The sequence below is a fragment of the Mesorhizobium sp. M1004 genome (genome assembly GCF_040318795.1).
Classification (GTDB): Bacteria; Pseudomonadota; Alphaproteobacteria; order Rhizobiales; family Rhizobiaceae; genus Mesorhizobium.
On sequence record NZ_JAMYNB010000010.1, the window covers coordinates 101,687 to 119,627 of the forward strand.

At 61.8% G+C, this 17,941-nt stretch carries 17 protein-coding genes and 1 pseudogene; 11 read left to right on the forward strand and 7 right to left on the reverse strand.

The window, feature by feature from the left end; translation table 11 throughout:
* Positions 1–480: 480 nt before the first annotated feature.
* Positions 481–645: a hypothetical protein gene (locus tag NKH54_RS21035; protein WP_352498552.1), complete on the reverse strand. Its 165-nt coding sequence runs from the start codon at positions 643–645 to the stop codon at positions 481–483.
* A gap of 381 nt (positions 646–1,026) precedes the next feature.
* Here NKH54_RS21035 and NKH54_RS21040 point away from each other — a divergent pair, with 381 nt between their 5' ends.
* The gene (locus tag NKH54_RS21040; RefSeq protein WP_352498490.1) at positions 1,027–1,659 is read left to right on the forward strand and encodes a recombinase family protein; all 633 of its coding nucleotides are present in this window, start codon (positions 1,027–1,029) and stop codon (positions 1,657–1,659) included.
* A 212-nt stretch (positions 1,660–1,871) separates the two neighbouring features.
* Entirely contained in the window at positions 1,872–2,189 is a 318-nt protein-coding gene (locus NKH54_RS21045) for a Rap1a family protein (protein ID WP_352498489.1), read from the forward strand.
* Between the two features lie 55 nt (positions 2,190–2,244).
* Here the strand turns inward: NKH54_RS21045 and NKH54_RS21050 are convergent, their stop codons facing one another.
* Positions 2,245–3,309 carry a hypothetical protein gene (locus NKH54_RS21050; protein WP_352498488.1) on the reverse strand — a complete coding sequence of 355 codons (1,065 nt, stop codon included), beginning with the start codon at positions 3,307–3,309 and terminating at the stop codon, positions 2,245–2,247.
* A 622-nt stretch (positions 3,310–3,931) separates the two neighbouring features.
* Here NKH54_RS21050 and NKH54_RS21055 point away from each other — a divergent pair.
* Together NKH54_RS21055 and NKH54_RS21060 are read left to right on the forward strand one after the other, a co-directional pair.
* Positions 3,932–4,222, forward strand: coding sequence for a hypothetical protein (locus NKH54_RS21055; protein WP_353028816.1), 291 nt, complete (start codon positions 3,932–3,934; stop codon positions 4,220–4,222).
* Between the two features lie 98 nt (positions 4,223–4,320).
* Positions 4,321–5,271, forward strand: a complete 951-nt coding sequence (locus NKH54_RS21060; protein ID WP_352498487.1) for a ParB N-terminal domain-containing protein — start codon at positions 4,321–4,323, stop codon at positions 5,269–5,271.
* Between the two features lie 101 nt (positions 5,272–5,372).
* Here the strand turns inward: NKH54_RS21060 and NKH54_RS21065 are convergent.
* Together NKH54_RS21065 and NKH54_RS21070 are read right to left on the reverse strand one after the other, a co-directional pair.
* Positions 5,373–6,020, reverse strand: a pseudogene (locus NKH54_RS21065) (magnesium chelatase domain-containing protein); the annotation flags it as partial.
* A 250-nt stretch (positions 6,021–6,270) separates the two neighbouring features.
* Positions 6,271–7,335, reverse strand: a complete 1,065-nt coding sequence (locus NKH54_RS21070; RefSeq protein WP_155924238.1) for a glycosyltransferase — start codon at positions 7,333–7,335, stop codon at positions 6,271–6,273.
* 184 nt (positions 7,336–7,519) lie between these two features.
* On the opposite strand from NKH54_RS21070, the gene NKH54_RS21075 reads away from it, so the two are divergent.
* Positions 7,520–8,593 (forward strand): glycosyltransferase family 2 protein, encoded by a 1,074-nt coding sequence (locus tag NKH54_RS21075; RefSeq protein WP_023819273.1) that lies wholly within the window; start codon positions 7,520–7,522, stop codon positions 8,591–8,593.
* 92 nt (positions 8,594–8,685) lie between these two features.
* Here the strand turns inward: NKH54_RS21075 and gshB are convergent, their stop codons facing one another.
* The 3 genes from gshB to NKH54_RS21090 form a co-directional block, all read right to left on the reverse strand.
* The gene (gene gshB, locus NKH54_RS21080) at positions 8,686–9,639 is read right to left on the reverse strand and encodes a glutathione synthase (protein WP_353028817.1); all 954 of its coding nucleotides are present in this window, start codon (positions 9,637–9,639) and stop codon (positions 8,686–8,688) included.
* A gap of 80 nt (positions 9,640–9,719) precedes the next feature.
* The gene (locus NKH54_RS21085; protein ID WP_352985012.1) at positions 9,720–10,094 is read right to left on the reverse strand and encodes a GtrA family protein; all 375 of its coding nucleotides are present in this window, start codon (positions 10,092–10,094) and stop codon (positions 9,720–9,722) included.
* Positions 10,095–10,098: 4 nt separating this feature from the next.
* Positions 10,099–11,103 carry a glycosyltransferase gene (locus NKH54_RS21090; RefSeq protein ID WP_352985011.1) on the reverse strand — a complete coding sequence of 335 codons (1,005 nt, stop codon included), beginning with the start codon at positions 11,101–11,103 and terminating at the stop codon, positions 10,099–10,101.
* A gap of 127 nt (positions 11,104–11,230) precedes the next feature.
* Here NKH54_RS21090 and NKH54_RS21095 point away from each other — a divergent pair, with 127 nt between their 5' ends.
* From NKH54_RS21095 to NKH54_RS21120, 6 genes are all read left to right on the forward strand, one after another.
* A complete protein-coding gene (locus NKH54_RS21095; protein WP_352710555.1) occupies positions 11,231–13,027 on the forward strand; it encodes a GtrA family protein in 1,797 nt (598 codons plus the stop codon).
* 100 nt (positions 13,028–13,127) lie between these two features.
* The gene (locus NKH54_RS21100; RefSeq protein ID WP_023673185.1) at positions 13,128–14,477 is read left to right on the forward strand and encodes a putative bifunctional diguanylate cyclase/phosphodiesterase; all 1,350 of its coding nucleotides are present in this window, start codon (positions 13,128–13,130) and stop codon (positions 14,475–14,477) included.
* A 169-nt stretch (positions 14,478–14,646) separates the two neighbouring features.
* A complete protein-coding gene (locus tag NKH54_RS21105) occupies positions 14,647–15,414 on the forward strand; it encodes an SDR family NAD(P)-dependent oxidoreductase (RefSeq protein WP_353028818.1) in 768 nt (255 codons plus the stop codon).
* 5 nt (positions 15,415–15,419) lie between these two features.
* Positions 15,420–16,364 (forward strand): 2-dehydro-3-deoxygalactonokinase, encoded by a 945-nt coding sequence (locus NKH54_RS21110; RefSeq protein WP_353028861.1) that lies wholly within the window; start codon positions 15,420–15,422, stop codon positions 16,362–16,364.
* A gap of 22 nt (positions 16,365–16,386) precedes the next feature.
* Positions 16,387–17,028, forward strand: a complete 642-nt coding sequence (locus NKH54_RS21115; protein WP_353028819.1) for a 2-dehydro-3-deoxy-6-phosphogalactonate aldolase — start codon at positions 16,387–16,389, stop codon at positions 17,026–17,028.
* Positions 17,028–17,903 (forward strand): SMP-30/gluconolactonase/LRE family protein, encoded by an 876-nt coding sequence (locus tag NKH54_RS21120; protein WP_353028820.1) that lies wholly within the window; start codon positions 17,028–17,030, stop codon positions 17,901–17,903. The genes NKH54_RS21115 and NKH54_RS21120 overlap by 1 nt, the downstream gene beginning before the upstream one ends.
* The last annotated feature ends 38 nt before the right edge of the window (positions 17,904–17,941 follow it).

The following is a 17,941-nucleotide window of genomic DNA, read 5'->3' on the forward strand; positions in this document are numbered from 1 at the left end:
ACCCACGTTCCCTTTTGAAAGATCGGGTCGCAGTAGCGAGGATCGAACGTGCTTCCCGAATGGACAACAAACGGGATGTTTCGCTCATGAAGGAGCCTAGCCACGGCCTCGCAGCTTCCATCATTCAGCTCGATATCAAGGACGGCTACATCGGGGGAGTTCGATTGCAGCCACCGAAGAGCCCCCGAGCAAGATGGCAGGACTGCCAAGACATTGAAGCCGGCACCACACAATGTGTCTTCAACGGCGAGCGCAACTAGCGGCTCGTCTTCCAGAACGACAACCGACAACACCGATTGGCTGCCCATCGTCATAACCCTCGTGAGGGGCAGGAGGTTGAAGACCCTTCCCACTCGCCAGCGCCTATACCCTCAGCCGGCGACGAATAGGTTAACAACGTCCACTTAGATGCATTGTCAAGAGCTTTTTTCGCTGAGAGCCAGCGATGATTTGAGGGCCCAGCGCGGCACCTGAGTGCTATCAGGCGAACCCTCCTGGGAACCTCCCGTGGGACAGCCTCTGCTTCAGGTCGTTGGCATTCAGGATGTCCGCCAGCTCCTTGGCGTACTCCGTATCAGGAAGGTCGACAGATGGGTGGCCCGCAACAACAGCCGGCTGCCCGGTGAACACGTCGAACACCGTCAAGGTCCCATCCTGTTCCCGCCTTACGTCGTACCGCAGAGTTGCCATGAGGGGATCATATAGGCCGACCATTAGGGGTTGGGAATATACGGTACAAAAATGCGAGCGGGGGGATTGGATAACTGGCTCGCGCGGAGTTCCCCCGTGCCCGGTCGCCGTCTATCCATGCGGCTGCCGCTTCGCGGGCTAAATCACCATTGCTTTGTTGTGCCGGTCGCCGCTCACCCCGGATCGGAAAGGCAAGCCTTAGAGTTAGCGCTGGGTAGTTCGCTCAGGTGTGCTGTAGCGATACCAGCTGTGCGGCCTCCGAAACAAGATAGTTGACCAACCAAACTGTACCTGTTAGACGAAACCAACCAAAGTGAACCAAGGAAAGTTTCGACCATGTTCATCCGCGCATATCTTCGGGCATCGACCAAGGAACAGGACGCGGAACGGGCACGGGCGGAGCTGGAGCGGTTTGCGACTGAGCGCGGGCTCGTCATTGCATCGTTCTATGTCGAGAACGAGAGCGGTGCGAAGCTGAAGCGGCCCGAACTGGAGCGGCTGGTCCGGGACTGCCATCCAAAGGACGTTATCCTTGTCGAGCAAGTGGACCGGCTCAGCCGCCTCAACGAAGAAGATTGGGCAAAGCTCCAGACGGACTTGAAGGCGAAGCAGGTGCGAGTGGTGGCGCTCGATCTTCCGACGTCGTGGCAGTTTGTCAGAGACGGGGACGAGTTCACGCGACGGATGGCTGATGCGATCAACGGAATGATGCTGGAGATGCTCGCTGCCATCTCTCGGAAGGACTACGAGGACCGCAGGAGACGACAGGCGCAAGGCGTCGCCAAGGGAAAGGCGCTGGGTCGGTTCAAGGGGCGTCCTGAGGATGAGAAGCGGAACAGGACAATCATGACCATGCTACGCGCTGGGCAGAGTTGGAACCAGATCGTTGACGACATGGATTGCTCCCGCGCCACTGTCGCCAAGCTCGCCAAGCGGGTCAAGGAGGCCGAACGGCAGCCGGTTGGGTGATCCGGGTGTGACGCTGCTGCCCGCGACGCGTCAGCCCTACCCCCAGTGGCGGGAAGTGGACCGCCATCCAGGGCGGAGCGGACGCTGGAGCGCGGGTTGATGAGCGGCTCGCGGAAGACTTCACAGGGCCGCGTTAAGCGCACCCGCTCTTTGCAGGTCGCCAACGCGCAGAACCGAGGTTACGCTGGATCGCCAGCTCAAGGGGGAACCTGATGCGTATCGCAATCGCAACCGCCGCGCTTATCATCGCCGCTCTTCCGGCACATGCAATGAGCGGGGCAGAACTGCTCCAGCAAACTCGCTCCTTTGGGGAAGGCTACGTCTTGGGCGTTGTCGAGGTTCGCACAGGGGTTCTCGACAAAGATGATCCAAAATTCATGCAGATCCGAACTTGCGTTCTGAACGCCCACGTGGCCTCGGACACACTCTACGAGGCCACGGTCGAATGGCTGAGGAGGAACCCGAAGGACTTGACGTTCCCTGCGTTCGGCGCGGTCTACAAGTTGCTTGACGAAATGTGCGGGGCATAGTTGCGGAGCGCCGGGCGCGCCGTCCGTTCATCCTGCCTTCGCCCCACCTGGGGCCTTACCATCGGGGAGGAACACTGGATGTGGGTTGCGTTATCGGCTTGAAGTCTGCATCCCACAGTGTGGTTGCGAGCCCGCTTTGCAATTCGGCAACTTTCCCTTCGCGCATCAGCTCGGGCTCAAACTGAGACATCGTGCCCTCCATGAGACTGCCGAGGAGTTCTCTATCGAGTTCCTGCACCACGGGCTCCGGGCGCTCCACTTGGATAGCCGCCTTTCCAGTTGCAATATCAATAGCCGTTCGGAAGAGAGGCTGAGATGAAATGTGCATACTTGCGGATGTCAAGCGCACCAACAGCTCTAACATCTGAATATCATTCATGCTTTGAGGAAGATTGTCCAGTTGATTTACCAGCATTGACTGCGCGATCCCGCAATCGTCAATGACGTTATACATGACAACATCCTTGACACGGATCATTATAGAACGACCAAGGTAATTATCCGCATAATTGAAGGTCGTTGGGCAGTGTAACCGGCTGGCTTGCGCCAAGATAAATGTCCCGAAGACGTGGGGGTCGATTTCAATTCCGAATAGCCGAGCGCGAGCAAGTGCGTGGACATGATGCAGCGCGTCTAAATCGTACATTTCTCCGATTGTTGTCCGATCCGACCTTGCGTCTTTGTTAATTATCATACTCCGGTCCTTAAGGTGGACCTTGAGGAAAATCAGCGCCATCCATAGTTGTAGAAGTTGCGGCCCTTCCGCATGAACATATTCGAGAACCCGGTCAAAGCCTCCCGCAATAATGTCTCGAACTGGCTCCTCGAACTCGACACCTAATCGAGAATTGCACTGTGTGCAGCATCGTATTCGATATGTGCTGTACCGTGTCTTAACTAAGTTTGGTAGCGTTATTTCTTGGTCATATAGACCGCAATGCCTGAGGAGCCAGTCAGGAAATACGTGCTCCCGGTTGAACCCGTTTTTTGGTGATTTGCCGCAAACGAAACAATGTCCTGAATGATAGATGTCCTTGGAGAAGCGATCGTAGTCAAAGAATATGACGCTTCCGTCGCGGCCAGTTATCGTGCCGCCCTTGCTAATTTTGTAACCCTGCATACCCCGCCCCCAGATACCCACGACTACGCCTCTACCATACATCACTGCCGTGCATCAGCAGCCTTGAGGCACGGGAGCGGACATCGGACCGACCGACCCTTCCTCCCTTCGTAGTTTAGGGTGTGCGCATTTGGCTCTGTCGCTCATCTCAGGCCGCTGATAGATGGTTGCCTCCCCCGGGATGCGGGGTGGCTACTTCGGGGAAGATGGGCATTTGACGAATTGGACGGCGAGGCGCGAACGCAAGGCGGAGGTGAAGGGCCGGGCTCAGGAGCCGAGCCATATGTTCAGTCGCTGTCGCGTGGTCGGATGCAGCAGGCCTGCGAGAGCGGGCACGGAGGACGGGTTAGACACACGGTTCTGTCGAGCCCACGCAGATCACTACGCCCGCCACGGGAGCCCCTACAGGCGCTCCTACAGGGCACGAGAGGTCGCCCCATACAGGGACGTTGCTCTGGCATGGCTGGAGGCTCGAGAGGGTGACACTTATGTCGGTAATGCGGTCGACCGTGTGGCCACCTTGCTGCAGACCTCAGGACCGCATGTGGAGGCGTTCAGGCTTCGCGGGCTGTCGCCCCATGATCGAGCAAAGGCTGCCTGGGCGAGGCTGCGGAAGGCTGCAGTGGACCCTCGCCGGGTGGTGGCGGCATGGCTCGCAATCGAGATGATCATTCGCGATGATCCGCAGGCCGAGCGCAAGGCCGAGTTCAAGCAGGTGCAGGCGGCGAAGCTGATCCACAAGATGGCCTCAGGGACGCATAAGAGGTGGGGCGAGGGGGCGAACGCCAAGGAACTCCACGTCTACCCAAGGTCCCGTGGCCGTGTCCTAAGGCACGTTGGTGAGGCGCTAGGGCAAGCCTGCGAGTTGCTGGTCGAACATCGGGGACACGATCTGCCAGAACAGCCAAGGTAAGAAGGCGCGACCCCTACCGGCCCAATATCTGGGCTTCAAGTTATCCGCCACTGAAGAAATCCCGAAAGGACACAGAGATGACAGCCGGAGGGCGGCCATTGCCGCAGACGGACCCCACGCACCGGATGATCGAGGAGCTGGAAACCGAGTGGAAGCAGCAGGAGGCTATCCTGCAGCGATGGCGTGATGATGGGGTCAAGTTTGACCTGGAGCGGCCCGAGACGCTGGACGTCAGTGCGATCACGCTCATGCCTGAGTTGTTCCAGCCCCGAGATGGCGTCAGCGAGAAGCATATCGGCGACCTGACTAAGGCCATCAAGAGCGTGGGGGACCTTGATCCGTTGACCGTGATCGTAGTCGGGAAGCGGACCATTCTTATCGACGGCCATCACCGCGTAGAAGCCTACGGGCGCCTTAGGCCAGACCGAGAGGTGCCGATAAGCTACTTTGAGGGGTCGCCTAGCGAGGCCGTTCTGGCAGCGAGCGCGGCCAACTCAGCAGCTAAGCTCCCTATGGACAGCCGAGAGCGTCAAAACCGGGCTTGGAAGCTCGTTCTCGTAGGGCTGTATACCAAGCCGCAGATCGCCAGAGCGGCGGGAGTATCGGAACGACAGGTCGCCAACATGCGGTCGGTCATGAAGCAGCTTGGTGATGAAGCCCTTGCCTACAGCAAGTCTTGGTTCGGTGCCAGTAAGGCGTCGAAGGGTGGGTATGATGTTATGGATGAGGATAGGGCCTCTGTGTGGCAGGAGGAATTAGCTCAACGATATGCTGATGGCATGGCGAAGATGTTCTCAACCAAGATGGCAGATAACCCCCAAGTCGCTGCCTTGGCCCTTGAGAAGTACTTTGGCAGGCGGCTTTCGGAAGTGTGGATGGAGCTGAGAGACTTTGTGGACGTCCACGAGCTTGAGCTTAAGGAAGCTGAGGAGACGTCAGCAGTGGAAGCTGAAGAAGCCCGCATCACCAATTTCATGGCCACAAAGGCAGCGACAGAAATCCCTACGAGCCCTCGTCCCGGCGACGCCAGCCACCTTGATGAGTTTTGACCATGATAGGGATGCAATCCTTATGGGATGCATTTTGCACCCCTCGCCTGTCAACTGAACGGTAAGCGAGACCACGGTCCGAAGTGGGGGTCTTTCGTCCACAACACGAACAGATTGTGGCCGCCGGCCGCCGCCACTTCCAGCGCCCGCTTGGCGCTTTCCTGGCCCTTGATGTCTGAAAGGTCGGGCAGGTCGCGGGCCGAGACATGGATGCCGGGCTCGGGCCGCGACAGCACCTGCGTGCCGCGAAAATGATTGGCGATGGCAATCAGGCTGCGCGGCGCCAATATGTCGAAATCCTTGCCCGCCCAGGCCGCTTCGGGCCCGCAGCCGAACGGGCAGATCAGGCCCTTTCCCTCGGCATTGGCGCCGATCGCCGCCGGCAGCGCGCCGGCGACCGTGGCAATGGTGCCGTCGAGCGACAATTCTCCGAGCACGACATAGGAGGCCAGCATGTCGCCCGGAATGGCGCCGAGTGCAGCCATCAGGCCGAGCGCGATCGGCAGGTCGTAATGGCTCCCTTCCTTGGGAAGATCGGCAGGCGCCAGGTTGACCGTCACCTTCTTCGACGGCATCGACAGCCCCGACGCATGCAGTGCCGCCTGCACGCGCTCGCGGCTTTCGGCCACCGCCTTGTCGGCCAGCCCGACGATCTGCATGCCGACCTTGCCCGGCGCGATCATCACCTGGACATCGACCGGTACGGCCTCGATGCCCTGGAAAGCAACCGTGCGAACCCGCGCCACCATCTTGCTCTGCCCCCGGATATCGGCTCGCCTCGGCCTTGTGGTTCAGACCGCGAGCGACGTCAGGACAAGACAACCATAGATTTCAGGCCAAGGCAAGAACATTACAGGAACATGCATTCGTGGTGGCTGCAGCGCGCTGTGCCGGTTGCAAAAAAGGAAGATGGTCAAGCAAAATGGAACGGCTGCTCCGCCTCCTCGACCGCGTTTAACAAGGGCGACTAGGCCCTTCGGCGATCTGAGGGTGTTGCTTCTAAGCGGTGATGAAGGCATCGACCGAACCTGAAAGCGATCGATCGATCGCGACCTGCGGTGGAAGCCACTCCATGACAGGATATCTGAAAGGCCAAGGCAGGGCGATCCGGCGCGAAGAGCCGCTCTCCAGAAAAATCTCGTTTACAAGGTCTATGAACCGCCCGCGGTCTCGTTCGATTCGTTTCAAAGTTTGCGAACGAATGTAATCCCGGGGAATTCGTCGCTCCTTCAGCGCTAAGACAGCCTCCGCGATGGATCGAGGATCGGGTGGAACTGTGAGCGAATAGTCGTCATCCAGATAAAGGTCTCGGCCGCCATGGTTCGGCGTCGTGACCACTGGAAGGCCCGCGAGAAGATATTCCGTGCTGGCGAACATTGGTCCTTCCAGGTGAGAGAGACAGATTCCCACGGCTGCACGATTTAGATGCGTGTTCACCTGAGCCGGTGCCAATCGGACAGGCTTGCCGGTGCCGTCAAACTCGTTGATAAAGACGTGATGCGGCGCGAGCTCCCTATGCCGATTTATTCGCGCTCTTTCCGACTCCGTCGTGGAGGATCCGCTTGAATCTCGATAGAAGACAAATGCGCAACGCTGGATGCCAAGCGACAAGTCATGGCGCTTCCACGGAGCCAGCTGCGCATTGTAGATTGCATCAAATTCTACAGGGACGTCATCGAGAGGCCTGAATATGTGTTCGGAGGTTGTTGACGTCTTGTTGTGCAGGACGGCGGCCTCGCCGGACTGATTCAACAGATCAGCCTCGGCCTGAGTGTTGGATAGGAAGATTAGCGAGTGACGGGGGTTCTTGAGTCTATGCAGAACGGCATAGGTCCGGATGGTTTTGACGCTAGCACTGTTTTCGATGGACCAGGTTGGCGAGATGAGAAACCAGGCGCGGTGGCCGCGTGGAAGGAAAGGCATATGACTTGCTAATCCGAGCGGCGTACCGGACATTCCCGAATAGGATATGAACGGATCGTCAGACAGCAAACTGGCCTGAAGAGCAGGTTGCGACTTCGCGGAAGGGTGCCCCTTTCTGACTTTGTGGCCATGACGCAGCATGGCTCTGACAATCTCGAATTTGGTAGGAGGGCGATACCCGTGCTGTAGGGTCAACATGCGGCAATTGCGATCTTGAGTGCGGGGCAAAACTCGCTTCGACAGAGAGAAATTTGGCAAAGAAACATCGCCAGTTGATCGACGGAATATCTCAGGCGATCAAATCTGGTGTACGGAGAAGCGCCTCTTGAAAGAAAACATCGTCCCAAGCGGGGCTGGTTCTCACATCGCGCTACCAACCGTATCCGTTTGCGTAGGCTGTTTCAATCAAGAGGCATTCATCGACACTGCGATCCGATCCGTAGCGGCGCAGACATACACTGCGTTCGAGTGCGTGGTGGTCGATGATTTTTCGACCGACGCTTCCCGCCGAAGGATTGAAGAGTGTCTGTCTCAGCTTGGCGACAGTCGTTTCCGCCTTCTGCCCCGACTGCAAAATGGCGGGCAGTTGGCAACAATGATGACCGGGCTTGACGCGACGGCCGGACCCCTGATCTCCTTTCTTGACGGTGACGATGCTTGGCACCCTGACTTCATAGAATGCCATGTGAGAGCGCATCTCAGCCACACCCGTATCGCGGCGATGTCGAGCTCCGATGAGGTGGTGATAGATACGGCCGGCAAACTGCTTGCGGGCGGTCATCCCGTATTCCACCTGAACGACCCGCGATCGATGCCGAAAATGAGCGGCTACCTGCATGTCGACACCGAAGCTGACCCGACATTATTATTTATTGATCGGGGCACCGTGGGTTGGTTTTGGTCAACCACATCGGGGATGATGTTTCGTCGAGCTCCGCTTGAAATCATGCGTCCATCCGATCCGGACGAAATAAAGATATGTGCCGATGGTTATATGGCTCGTGCCGCCCATATGATCGGCGGAACCGTGAGGATTGGGCGGGCTCTTGGCAGTTATCGGCTTCACGGCGGCAATGGCTGGGCGGACGGGCGCATCCTGGGTACCGGAGTCGGCCTCGGCAGGATGTCGCCTGATACTGAAATAGCGATACGGCGGGCACTGGCCAATCGTTGGTGCGAAGTGGCGCCGGGACTGGAGCATTTAATCTCCCGCCACTCAATGCGTAGGACCTTGGTCGACCTGATCGGACTGTCTGCGGCTTTTGCATTGCTGGAAAAGAACGCCGATGCGGGTTTTCTGCTGAAAGACTGGGCAACACCACAGCTAAAATTGCAGACCAGACTTATCGGTCTCCTTCCTCCGAAACTGAGGCCTCGGCGCTTCCGGGACATAGTTTGATCTGATGAGCCGCTTGCTCGGCAGTCTTACCCGATAAAGAGCATCTTTCGATGCTTCTCTGGACCCACCAAAGTCCTCCGTAGCAACGCACACTACGCGGTCGAATTCCGCCGCTTTTCCTCCACCGCGTCCCAGAACAGGCTGGCGATATCCGCGCCACCAAAGCGCTGCACTTCGCGCACGCCGGTTGGCGAGGTCACGTTGATCTCGGTCATGTAGTCGCCGATCACGTCGATGCCGACCAGGATGAAGCCGCGCTCTTTCAGCGATGGGCCGATGCGGGCGCAGATTTCGCGTTCGCGTTGCGTCAGCTCGGTCTTTTCGGCGCGGCCGCCGACATGCATGTTGGAGCGCGAATCGTGCTCGGACGGAATGCGGTTGATGGCGCCGGCGGCCTCGCCGTCGATCAGGATGATGCGCTTGTCGCCCTTGCGCACATCCTTCAGATAGCGCTGCACGATGTACGGCTCGCGCGACAGCTGGGCGAACATTTCGAGCAGCGAGGCGAGGTTGCGGTCGTCCTCCTTGAGATGGAAGATGCCGGCGCCGCCATTGCCGTAGAGCGGCTTGACGATGATGTCGCCGAATTCCTTGCGGAAGGCCGCGACCTCCTGGGGATCCTTGGTGATCAGCGTTTCGGGCATCAGATCGGGGAATTCGGTGACGAAGATCTTTTCCGGGCTGTTGCGCACCCAGGCCGGGTCGTTGACGACCAGTGTCTTGGGATGGATACGCTCGAGGATGTGTGTGGTGGTGATATAGTTCATGTCGAAGGGCGGGTCCTGGCGCAGCAGGATCACATCCATCTCCGACAGGTCGGTGCGCACTTTGTCGCCCAGCGTATAATGATTGCCCTTCTCGTCGCGGAGCTTCATCTCTTCGATGCGGGCAAACACCTTGCCGCCCAGCATCGACAGCCGGTCGGGCGTATAGTGGAACAGTTGGTGGCCGCGCCGCTGCGCCTCCAGCGACAGCGCAAACGACGTGTCGCCTGCGATCGAGACGGTGGAGACATGGTCCATCTGGACGGCGATCTTCAGGGGCATCTTCCGGTCTCCAGCAGGCTCTGTCGCCGATATACGGAACTTGGCGGCTTCTGCCAATCGCGCTTGCTTGGCCCAGACCTTTAACGGTCGAAGACCAGCCGGGAGTAACCGAGGAACGACAGCGCCATGGCGACCGGCGAGGCGACGGCAAGTGCGGCCAGCGGCGGCAGCGCCGGCAGCGCAAACAGGATGGCGCAGTAGACGAGATAGTTGACGATGCTGGTGGCGATGCCGACGCCGCCATAGCGCGCGCCCTCCTGCGCCAGGCCGCGGCTCGACGGCGAAAAGGTCAGGTGCCGGTTGATCTGCCAGGTGACGCACAGCGCAAAGCCGATCGACAGGACACGGGCGACGAAGGGACCGAGCGGCGTCACCGCCAAGAGCAGCCAGAGCGCCGCGGCATCGGCGACGAAACCAACGCCGCCTGCCAGGACGAAGCGGGCGAGCCGGCTCACGGCCTCAGGCGGCCCGGGGCGTCTTGCCCGGTTCGGCCTTCGGGATTTCATCAGTGCGTTCGCGCCGTTCGACCCGGCCTGACGGCACCGAGAGATAAAAAATGCGCTTCTGCTCGGCGCGTCCGCGCGATACCGAATCGAGGATCAATCCGGTCACCATCGCAAGCATCGAGAGCAGCAGCAGGCCGACCGACAGCACCCAGGTCGGCATGCGCGGCACGAGGCCGGTCTGGGCGAATTCGATCAGCACCGGCGTCATCAGGGCAAGGCTCGACGCCAGGAAGAAAATCGCGAAGGCGCCGAAGAAGCGCAGCGGCTGCGTTTCCTTCATCAGCATGGCGAACATCCACAGGATCCTGGCGCCGTCGCGATAGGTCGACAGCTTCGACGACGATCCCTCAGGCCGGCGGCCATAATCGAGCGCGATCTCGCTCACCGGCAGTTTGAGCTGCGAGGCATGCACCGACATTTCGGTCTCGATCTCGAAGCCGCCGGAAACCGCGGGAAAGCTCTTGACGAAACGCCTCGAGAAGACGCGGTAGCCGGAGAAGATGTCGGTGAAGTCGGCGCCGAACAGCCGCTTGTAGAGGCTATTGAAGATGCGGTTGCCGAAGGCATGGCCGGAACGGCCGGCATCGTCGGTGACGCCGCGCCTGGTGCCTACCACCATGTCGCAGCGCTCGGTCTGCAGGATGTTGATCAGCAGCGAGGCATCTTCCGGCGCATAGGTGCCGTCGCCATCGGCCATCAGATAGATGTCCGCATCGATGTCGGCGAACATGCGCCGCACGACATTGCCCTTGCCCTGGCGCGGCTCGCGGACGACGATGGCGCCCGCTGCGCGCGCCTTGAGCGCGGTCAAATCCCTGGAATTGTTGTCATAGACATAGATCTCGGCCGACGGCAGCGTCTCGCGAAAGCGCCGCACCACCTCGGCGATGGTCAGTTCCTCATTGTAACAAGGCAGGAGCACGGCAATGGCCGGCTCATGGCGGACTTCGTGCGGCATTTCCGTCTCCCGACGCCCGGCGGAGCCTCCGGCCGCGCTCATATGCGGCCTCGCTCAGGCGACTTTACTATTTATTGAAGCTGTTAAGGCTAGGTTTAAGGCCGCAGTCTTTCCGACGAAGGTCATGATGATGAACGCAGCCAAGGCGGGTGCTTCCTCCTGGAAGTCCGATATGACGCTGGCGCTGCTTGCCATGCTGGTGGTGCTGGCTGTCAATGCCGCCACGGGCTTTCGCGAATTGAGCAATGCCGGCGGCGACAATGACAGCCTGCTGCGGCTGGTCGAGGTTCGCGACATGCTGGCCGGCCAGGGCTGGTTCGACCTGCATCAGTACAGGATGGGGCCGGAAGGCGGTTTCGTCATGCACTGGTCGCGGCTGGTCGACGCACCGCTCGCCGCCATCATCCTCGCCGCCTCGGCGCTGACCGGCAGCATGGCCATGGCCGAAGCGATCGCGCAGGTGCTGTGGCCGGCGCTGCTGTTTTGCCTGGCGGTGTTCTTCCTCGCCCGTGCGGCGCGCAGCTTCGCCGGCGTCGGCGCGGTGCTGCCGGCGGTCGTTATCGGCGCGGCGGCGCTGCATTTCATCGGCATTTTCTTGCCGGGTGCGCTCGATCATCACAATGTCCAGCTGACGCTGACCATGGCCAGCCTCAGCCTGCTGCTCGAGGCGCCGGCGCGTCGCTGGGCGGCGCTGATTTCCGGGCTGTGTGCGGCCCTGACGCTGGCCGTCGGCATGGAAACCGCGCCCTATGTCGCCACCATCGGCGCCTGCATCGCTTTGCTGTTCGTCGTCGATCCCGGCGGCGAACGCCGGATCGCCAGGGATTTCGGTCTCGGCTTTGCCGGCGTTTCAGCCCTGGTCTTCGTCAGCACCATCCCGCCATCGGCCTGGGGCCAGGCGCAGTGCGATGCCTTCTCGGCCGTACAATTCGTCGTCGCGGCAATCGCCGGACTGGGCCTTGCCGCCGTGACGTCGCTCAAGGTGTCCAACGGCACGGCCGGACGCCGCCTGATTTCGCTCGGCCTGCTCGCGCTTGTGCTGGGCGCCGTTGTCGCGGCGCTGTTTCCGCAATGCCTTGCGGCTCCCTACGCAACTCTCGATCCGCGCCTCAAGGAATTGTGGCTCGATCACATCGACGAGGCGCAGTCGCTGTTCAGTATTGCCGCCAGCGAGCCGGCCTCGCTGGCGGCGCGCTATGTCACGCCGCTGGTGGCGATCGCGCTGATGGCGCTTCGCCTGCGCGGACCATGGCGCCGCCAGGACAGCCTCGTCGGCGCCTTGCTGGTCGGCGCCTTCATCGTCAGCGCCTGGCAGGTCCGCGGCTCGACATTCTCGATCGCCTTTGCCGTCATCCCGCTGTCGGCCTGGATCGCAAGCTGGCGCGAACGGGCGAGGATCAGCCCTGCGCGCAGCGTATCGCTGCGCATGGCGGCGGTCTGGGTGGTGTCGGTGAATGCCGTCTGGGCCGGCGCTGCCGCCGCGACGTCGAGCGTGTTCGAGGCCAACAAGGTCTCGGTCGAGGCACAGGACACCGACAGCGATCCGTCCTGCGAGCGCAAGGCCTCCTTCGCGGCGTTGGCCCGGCTGCCGGACACCACGGTGCTTGCCATTTCCAATCTCGGCTCGCCCATCCTGGCCTATTCCGGGCACCGCGTCTTTGCCGGCCCCTATCATCGCAACATCGCCGGCGACCTGCTTGCGCTCGATGCCTTCCTCGGATCGGCGGACCAGGCGAGGACGATCGCGGCGGCTCACCACGTCGGCCTGATGGCGCTCTGCCGCGGCAGCGCCGAAAGCAAGATGCTTGCCGCCAAGGCGCCGCAAGGCTTCCTGGCCAGGCTGATGCAGGGAAGCGTCCCCGATTGGCTCGAACCGGTGGCCGAAACGCGCGGAACCCCGGTCGAACTCTACCGCGTCCGCTAAAGCATCATTCGCCAGCGAAAAATCGATTTCGCGATACGCTTCCTAAACGCTTTGCTGCCAGTCTCAGCCTAAATTTCGGGCGTCACAAACAGGGATACCGATGCAAACGACGTTTGGCACCGGGCAGGCAAGCAGGGAAAACTCGGATCTGGCGTTCACCGATGCGCTGACCGGGCTTGGCAACCATCGCCGCTTCTTCGACAAGGTCGATCGCCTGATCAGCGACCGTGCAGACGATCCCGCGCCGTTCACGGTCGGCATTCTCGACCTCGACGGCTTCAAGCCGATCAACGATCTGTTCGGCCACAAGGCCGGCGACGACATATTGATCCAGGTGGCGATGCGGCTGCGCGCCTCGATGGACAGCCACTCTACTGTCTGCCGCATCGGCGCCGACGAATTCGCCTTCCTCTACCCGATGGTGTTCTCGGAGGAGGCGGCGGCCGAGAAGTCGCGCATGATGATCGAAATCCTGTCGGCGCCCTACGATGTCGGCGAACGCACCGCCAGGCTTTCGGCCTCGGTCGGCTGCTCGCTCTTTTATTCCGGCGACGAAACCACGGAAATCCTCGTCAACAAGGCCGAAACGGCGCTCTACCACGCCAAGCGTTCGGGCCGTGGCCGCGTCGTCGTCTACACCCGCGAAATGGAAGAGGCGGCCAAGCGCGTCACCCGCATCGAACAGGCGCTGCGCCGCGCCGTCTCGGCCGGTGAGGTCGAGCCGCATTTCCAGCCCATCGTCGATCTGACCACCCGCCGCACCATCGGCTTCGAGACGCTGGCGCGCTGGACCGATCGCGACCTCGGCGTCGTCCCGCCGACCGTGTTCATCCCGATCGCCGAAGAGCGCGGCATCATCGGCCCGCTGTCGCAGCTGGTGCTGCGCAAGGCGGCCGAAGCGGCGCGCAGCTGGCCGAAGGACCTGTTCCTGTCCTTCAACCTGTCGCCCTCGCAGCTCGTCGACCAGAACACCGGCCTGCACATATTGTCGATCCTCGACCGCACCGGCTTCGATCCGCGACGGCTGGAGATCGAGATCACCGAAACCGGCCTGATGAACGATCCGGCCTCGGCCGAGAAGATCGTCGAGGACCTGCGTCGCGTCGGCATCCGAGTCTCGCTCGACGATTTCGGCACCGGCCAGTCCTCGCTCGGCCGCTTGCGCGAATTCCATTTCGACAAGCTCAAGATCGACCGCGCCTTCGTCTCCTCGATCCTCGACGACCGACCGTCGGAACACATCATCCGCGCCATTCTGGCCATGTGCGAAGGGCTCGGCATGGATGTCGTCGCCGAAGGCATCGAGGAGGAGGCGCAGGCCGACCGCCTCGTTCAGTTCGGCTGCGCCGGCGGCCAGGGCTATCTCTTCGGCAAACCGGTCGATGCCGACGCCACGCTCGGCTACCTCCGCGATTCCTATCGCGGCGCCCTCTACGCCAAGGCAGTCTGACCGGCGGTCTGGCCTGCGTCGAGCAAGTCAGCGGCGCGAGCCAAGATCGACTGTGGCCGCCATCTTGCGGCCTTTTGTCTGACATAAGCCAATCAAATCGCCGTTTTCGCCCTTGCTCCCCGGACTTGGCTGGATAGGATGCGCGCCGACCGGACCGGGAGATGAAGATATGATGCCATCGGCGGATTTTGCCGACCTCAGGGGAGCCTCGGTGCTGATCACCGGCGGCGGTTCCGGAATTGGCGCGGCACTGACCGAGGGCTTCGTTCGCCAGGGCGCCCATGTCGCCTTCATCGACATCGCCGATGGCCCAAGCACGCTGCTTGCCGACCGCGTCGAAAAAGAACTTGGCCGGCGACCGCTCTACCTTAAGACCGATTTGCGCGACGTCGAAGCGTTGCGCACTTCGGCCGCAAAAGCGGCTGAGGCGCATGGCGACGTCACCGTGCTGGTCAACAATGCCGCCTGGGACGAACGCCACGATGTCGCCGACGTCACCGTCGAGTTCTGGGACAACAATCTCGCCGTCAATCTGCGCCCGCATTTCTTCACCGCACAGGCGGTGGCGCCGGGCATGAAGCGGGCCGGCGGCGGTTCGATCATCAACTTCACCTCAACCTCCTATCTCATCAACCACCCCGATATGCCGGCCTACACCGCCGCCAAGGCCGGCATACTCGGCCTCACCAAAGGTCTCGCGGGCAAGCTTGGAGTCGACGGCATCCGCGTCAATGCGATTGCGCCGGGCTGGGTGATCACCGACCGGCAAAGGGAACTCTGGGTCACCGAGGAGAGGCTCGCCGCCCATGTCGCCAAGCAATGCATCAAGCAGGTCATGCAGCCCGACGACATCGTCGGCACGGTGCTGTTCCTGGCCTCCGACGCCTCGCGTATGCTGACGGCGCAGATGTTGATCGTCGACGGGGGTTTCCTGTGAGCCCGGTGAATCAAAATCCGGCAAAAGGCACGCCAGCAGTCGCCGCCGTCGACTGGGGCACGACCCGCATGCGGGTCTGGCTGGTCGACGAGGCGGGCGGGGTGCTTGCCGAGCGTCGCGGCGATGATGGGTTGATCACCGCGCAGCAAAAAGGCTTTTCGACCATCCTCGAGGGCCATCTGGCGGCGCTCGGCGCACCTGACACACTGCCGGTCATCATCTGCGGCATGGCCGGCTCGCGCCAGGGTTGGCTGGAAGCGCCTTACGTCACCGTGCCGGCGCCGCTCAGTGCCATCCTCGCGGGGGCCGCCCGCATTCCCGGCCAGCGCCGCGACATCCGCATCGTGCCTGGCCTGGCGCAGCGCCTGGAAGATGCGCCGGACGTAATGCGCGGCGAGGAAACCCAGCTTGCCGGCGCCGGTTTGCCGGCAAAAGGTCGCCATCTCGTCTGCATGCCCGGCACCCATTCGAAATGGGTTCTGGTCGAAGACGGCGCGGTCGACGGCTTCTGCACCTGGCCGACCGGCGAGCTGTTTTCGGTGCTGGCCACTCACTCGATCCTGCGCCATTCGCTGGGCGAGAGCCCGAAGCCGGTCATTCCGGACAATCCGTTCTTCCAGGAATGGTGCCGCAAGGCTTTGGCCGAGGGCGGCGATGTCACCTCGCGGCTGTTCTCGATCCGCGCCGCCGGCCTGCTGCAGAACCTCAAGGCCGACGATGCCGCCGCTTGCCTGTCCGGCCTGCTGATCGGCGGCGAGATCGCCTCGGCGGGCCGCCGCTATGGCGAAAGCACCACCGCAATCGTGCTGGTCGCCTCGGGGTCGCTAGCAGCCCTCTACAGCCAGGCGCTCGACCTTGCAGGGCTTGCCGTCAGGACGGTCGACGCCGACGAGGCGGTGCGTGCCGGCCTTATCGAGGCAGCGCGGGAAAATGGCATGATCGCCAAATGACTCACCAGAGTGGAGTGACAGCGTGACCCAGACCGCCCCCTTCCCGAAGCTCAAGCGTGGTCTTATCGCCATTCTGCGCGGCCTCAAACCCAGCGAGGCGGTTGCCATCGGCCAGGCGCTGTTTGACGCCGGCATCGAAGCCATCGAGGTGCCGCTCAATTCGCCGGAGCCGTTTTCATCGATCGCCAGCATTGTCACCGCTTTGCCCAAGACGACGCTGGTCGGCGCCGGCACGGTGCTGACTTCAGCCGATGTCGACACCTTGGCCAAGGCCGGCGGGCGGCTGCTGGTCAGCCCCAACATCGATGCCGACGTCATGGCCCGCGCCATGCACCATGGCATGGTGACGATGCCAGGCGTGTTCACCCCCACCGAAGCTTTTCAGGCGATTAGGCTTGGGGCTTCGGCGCTCAAATTCTTCCCGGCAAGCGTGCTCGGGCCCAGCGGCATTTCGGCGATGCGGGCCGTGCTGCCGGCCGATACCGTGGTCGGCGCCGTCGGCGGCGTTTCCGAGAAAGACTTTGCCGGCTACAAAGCCGCTGGGGTGACCGCTTTCGGTCTTGGCTCCAGCCTGTTCAAACCCGGCATGAGCGTCGACGAGGTGGCCACGCGTGCCCGGGCGGCGGTAATGGCCTGGGATGCGGCCTTCGGCGGAGCGGCATGATGGACAACGTTTCGGTTTTCTCGGACCATGTCTGCGAACTCGGCGAGGGGCCGAGCTACGATCCCGCCACCGATACGCTGTTCTGGTTCGACATCGTCAACGGGCTTTTGCTGGAGCAGGGTGTCACGTCCGGCGCGCGGAAGGTCCATGAGCTCGCCCAGATGGCCAGCGCCATCGCCATTGTCGATGGCAATCGCCAGCTCATCGCCACCGAGACTGGCCTGCATGTCCGCGACGTCTCGACCGGCAAGCTGACGCTGCATACGGCCATCGAGGCCGACAATGCGCTGACCCGCTCCAACGATTCGCGCGTCCATCCGTGCGGCGCCTTCTGGGTCGGCACGATGGGCAAGGGTGAGGAGAAGGGCGCCGGCTCCATCTACTGGTTCTTCAAGGGCGAGCTGCGCACGCTTTACACCGGCATCACCGTGTCGAACTCGATCTGTTTCTCGCAGGATGGAACGATCGCCTACTACACCGATACCTCGACCGGCCTGTTGATGCGCGTCGCCTGCGATCCGGCGACGGGCCTGCCGATCGGCGAGTCGAAAGTGTTCGTCGACCATCGCTCGTCGCGGGGCTATGTCGACGGCTCGGTTGTCGACCGTGACGGCGTGCTGTGGAACGCGGTCTGGGGCGGCAAGGCAGTGAAGGCTTATGCGCCGGACGGCACATTGTTGCGCGAAATTGCCGTGCCGGCGGGGCAGTCCTCGTGCCCGGCCTTTGTCGGGGCCAAGGCCGATCGGCTGGCGGTGACCTCGGCCTGGAAAGGCAAGGACGACAAGCAGCGCAAGCTCGACCCACAGGCCGGCATGACCTTCCTGCTCGACATCCCCGTCAACGGCCGCTTCGAGCCGCGCGTGGTCATCGCCTGAGCGCTGTCGCGCAGGCGTCCGCCTCGGTCGGTTTCGCG

Bases quoted from the DNA above. Each gene is read 5' to 3' on its own strand.
- NKH54_RS21095 (WP_352710555.1), top strand. From the start codon at position 11,231: ATGATGAACGCAGCCAAGGCGGGTGCTTCCTCCTGGAAGTCCGATATG.
- NKH54_RS21120 (WP_353028820.1), top strand. From the start codon at position 17,028: ATGGACAACGTTTCGGTTTTCTCGGACCATGTCTGCGAACTCGGCGAG.
- NKH54_RS21045 (WP_352498489.1), top strand. From the start codon at position 1,872: ATGCGTATCGCAATCGCAACCGCCGCGCTTATCATCGCCGCTCTTCCG.
- NKH54_RS21100 (WP_023673185.1), top strand. From the start codon at position 13,128: ATGCAAACGACGTTTGGCACCGGGCAGGCAAGCAGGGAAAACTCGGAT.
- NKH54_RS21105 (WP_353028818.1), top strand. From the start codon at position 14,647: ATGATGCCATCGGCGGATTTTGCCGACCTCAGGGGAGCCTCGGTGCTG.
- NKH54_RS21070 (WP_155924238.1), bottom strand. From the start codon at position 7,335: ATGCTGCGTCATGGCCACAAAGTCAGAAAGGGGCACCCTTCCGCGAAG.
- gshB (WP_353028817.1), bottom strand. From the start codon at position 9,639: ATGCCCCTGAAGATCGCCGTCCAGATGGACCATGTCTCCACCGTCTCG.
- NKH54_RS21050 (WP_352498488.1), bottom strand. From the start codon at position 3,309: ATGCAGGGTTACAAAATTAGCAAGGGCGGCACGATAACTGGCCGCGAC.
- NKH54_RS21090 (WP_352985011.1), bottom strand. From the start codon at position 11,103: ATGCCGCACGAAGTCCGCCATGAGCCGGCCATTGCCGTGCTCCTGCCT.
- NKH54_RS21040 (WP_352498490.1), top strand. From the start codon at position 1,027: ATGTTCATCCGCGCATATCTTCGGGCATCGACCAAGGAACAGGACGCG.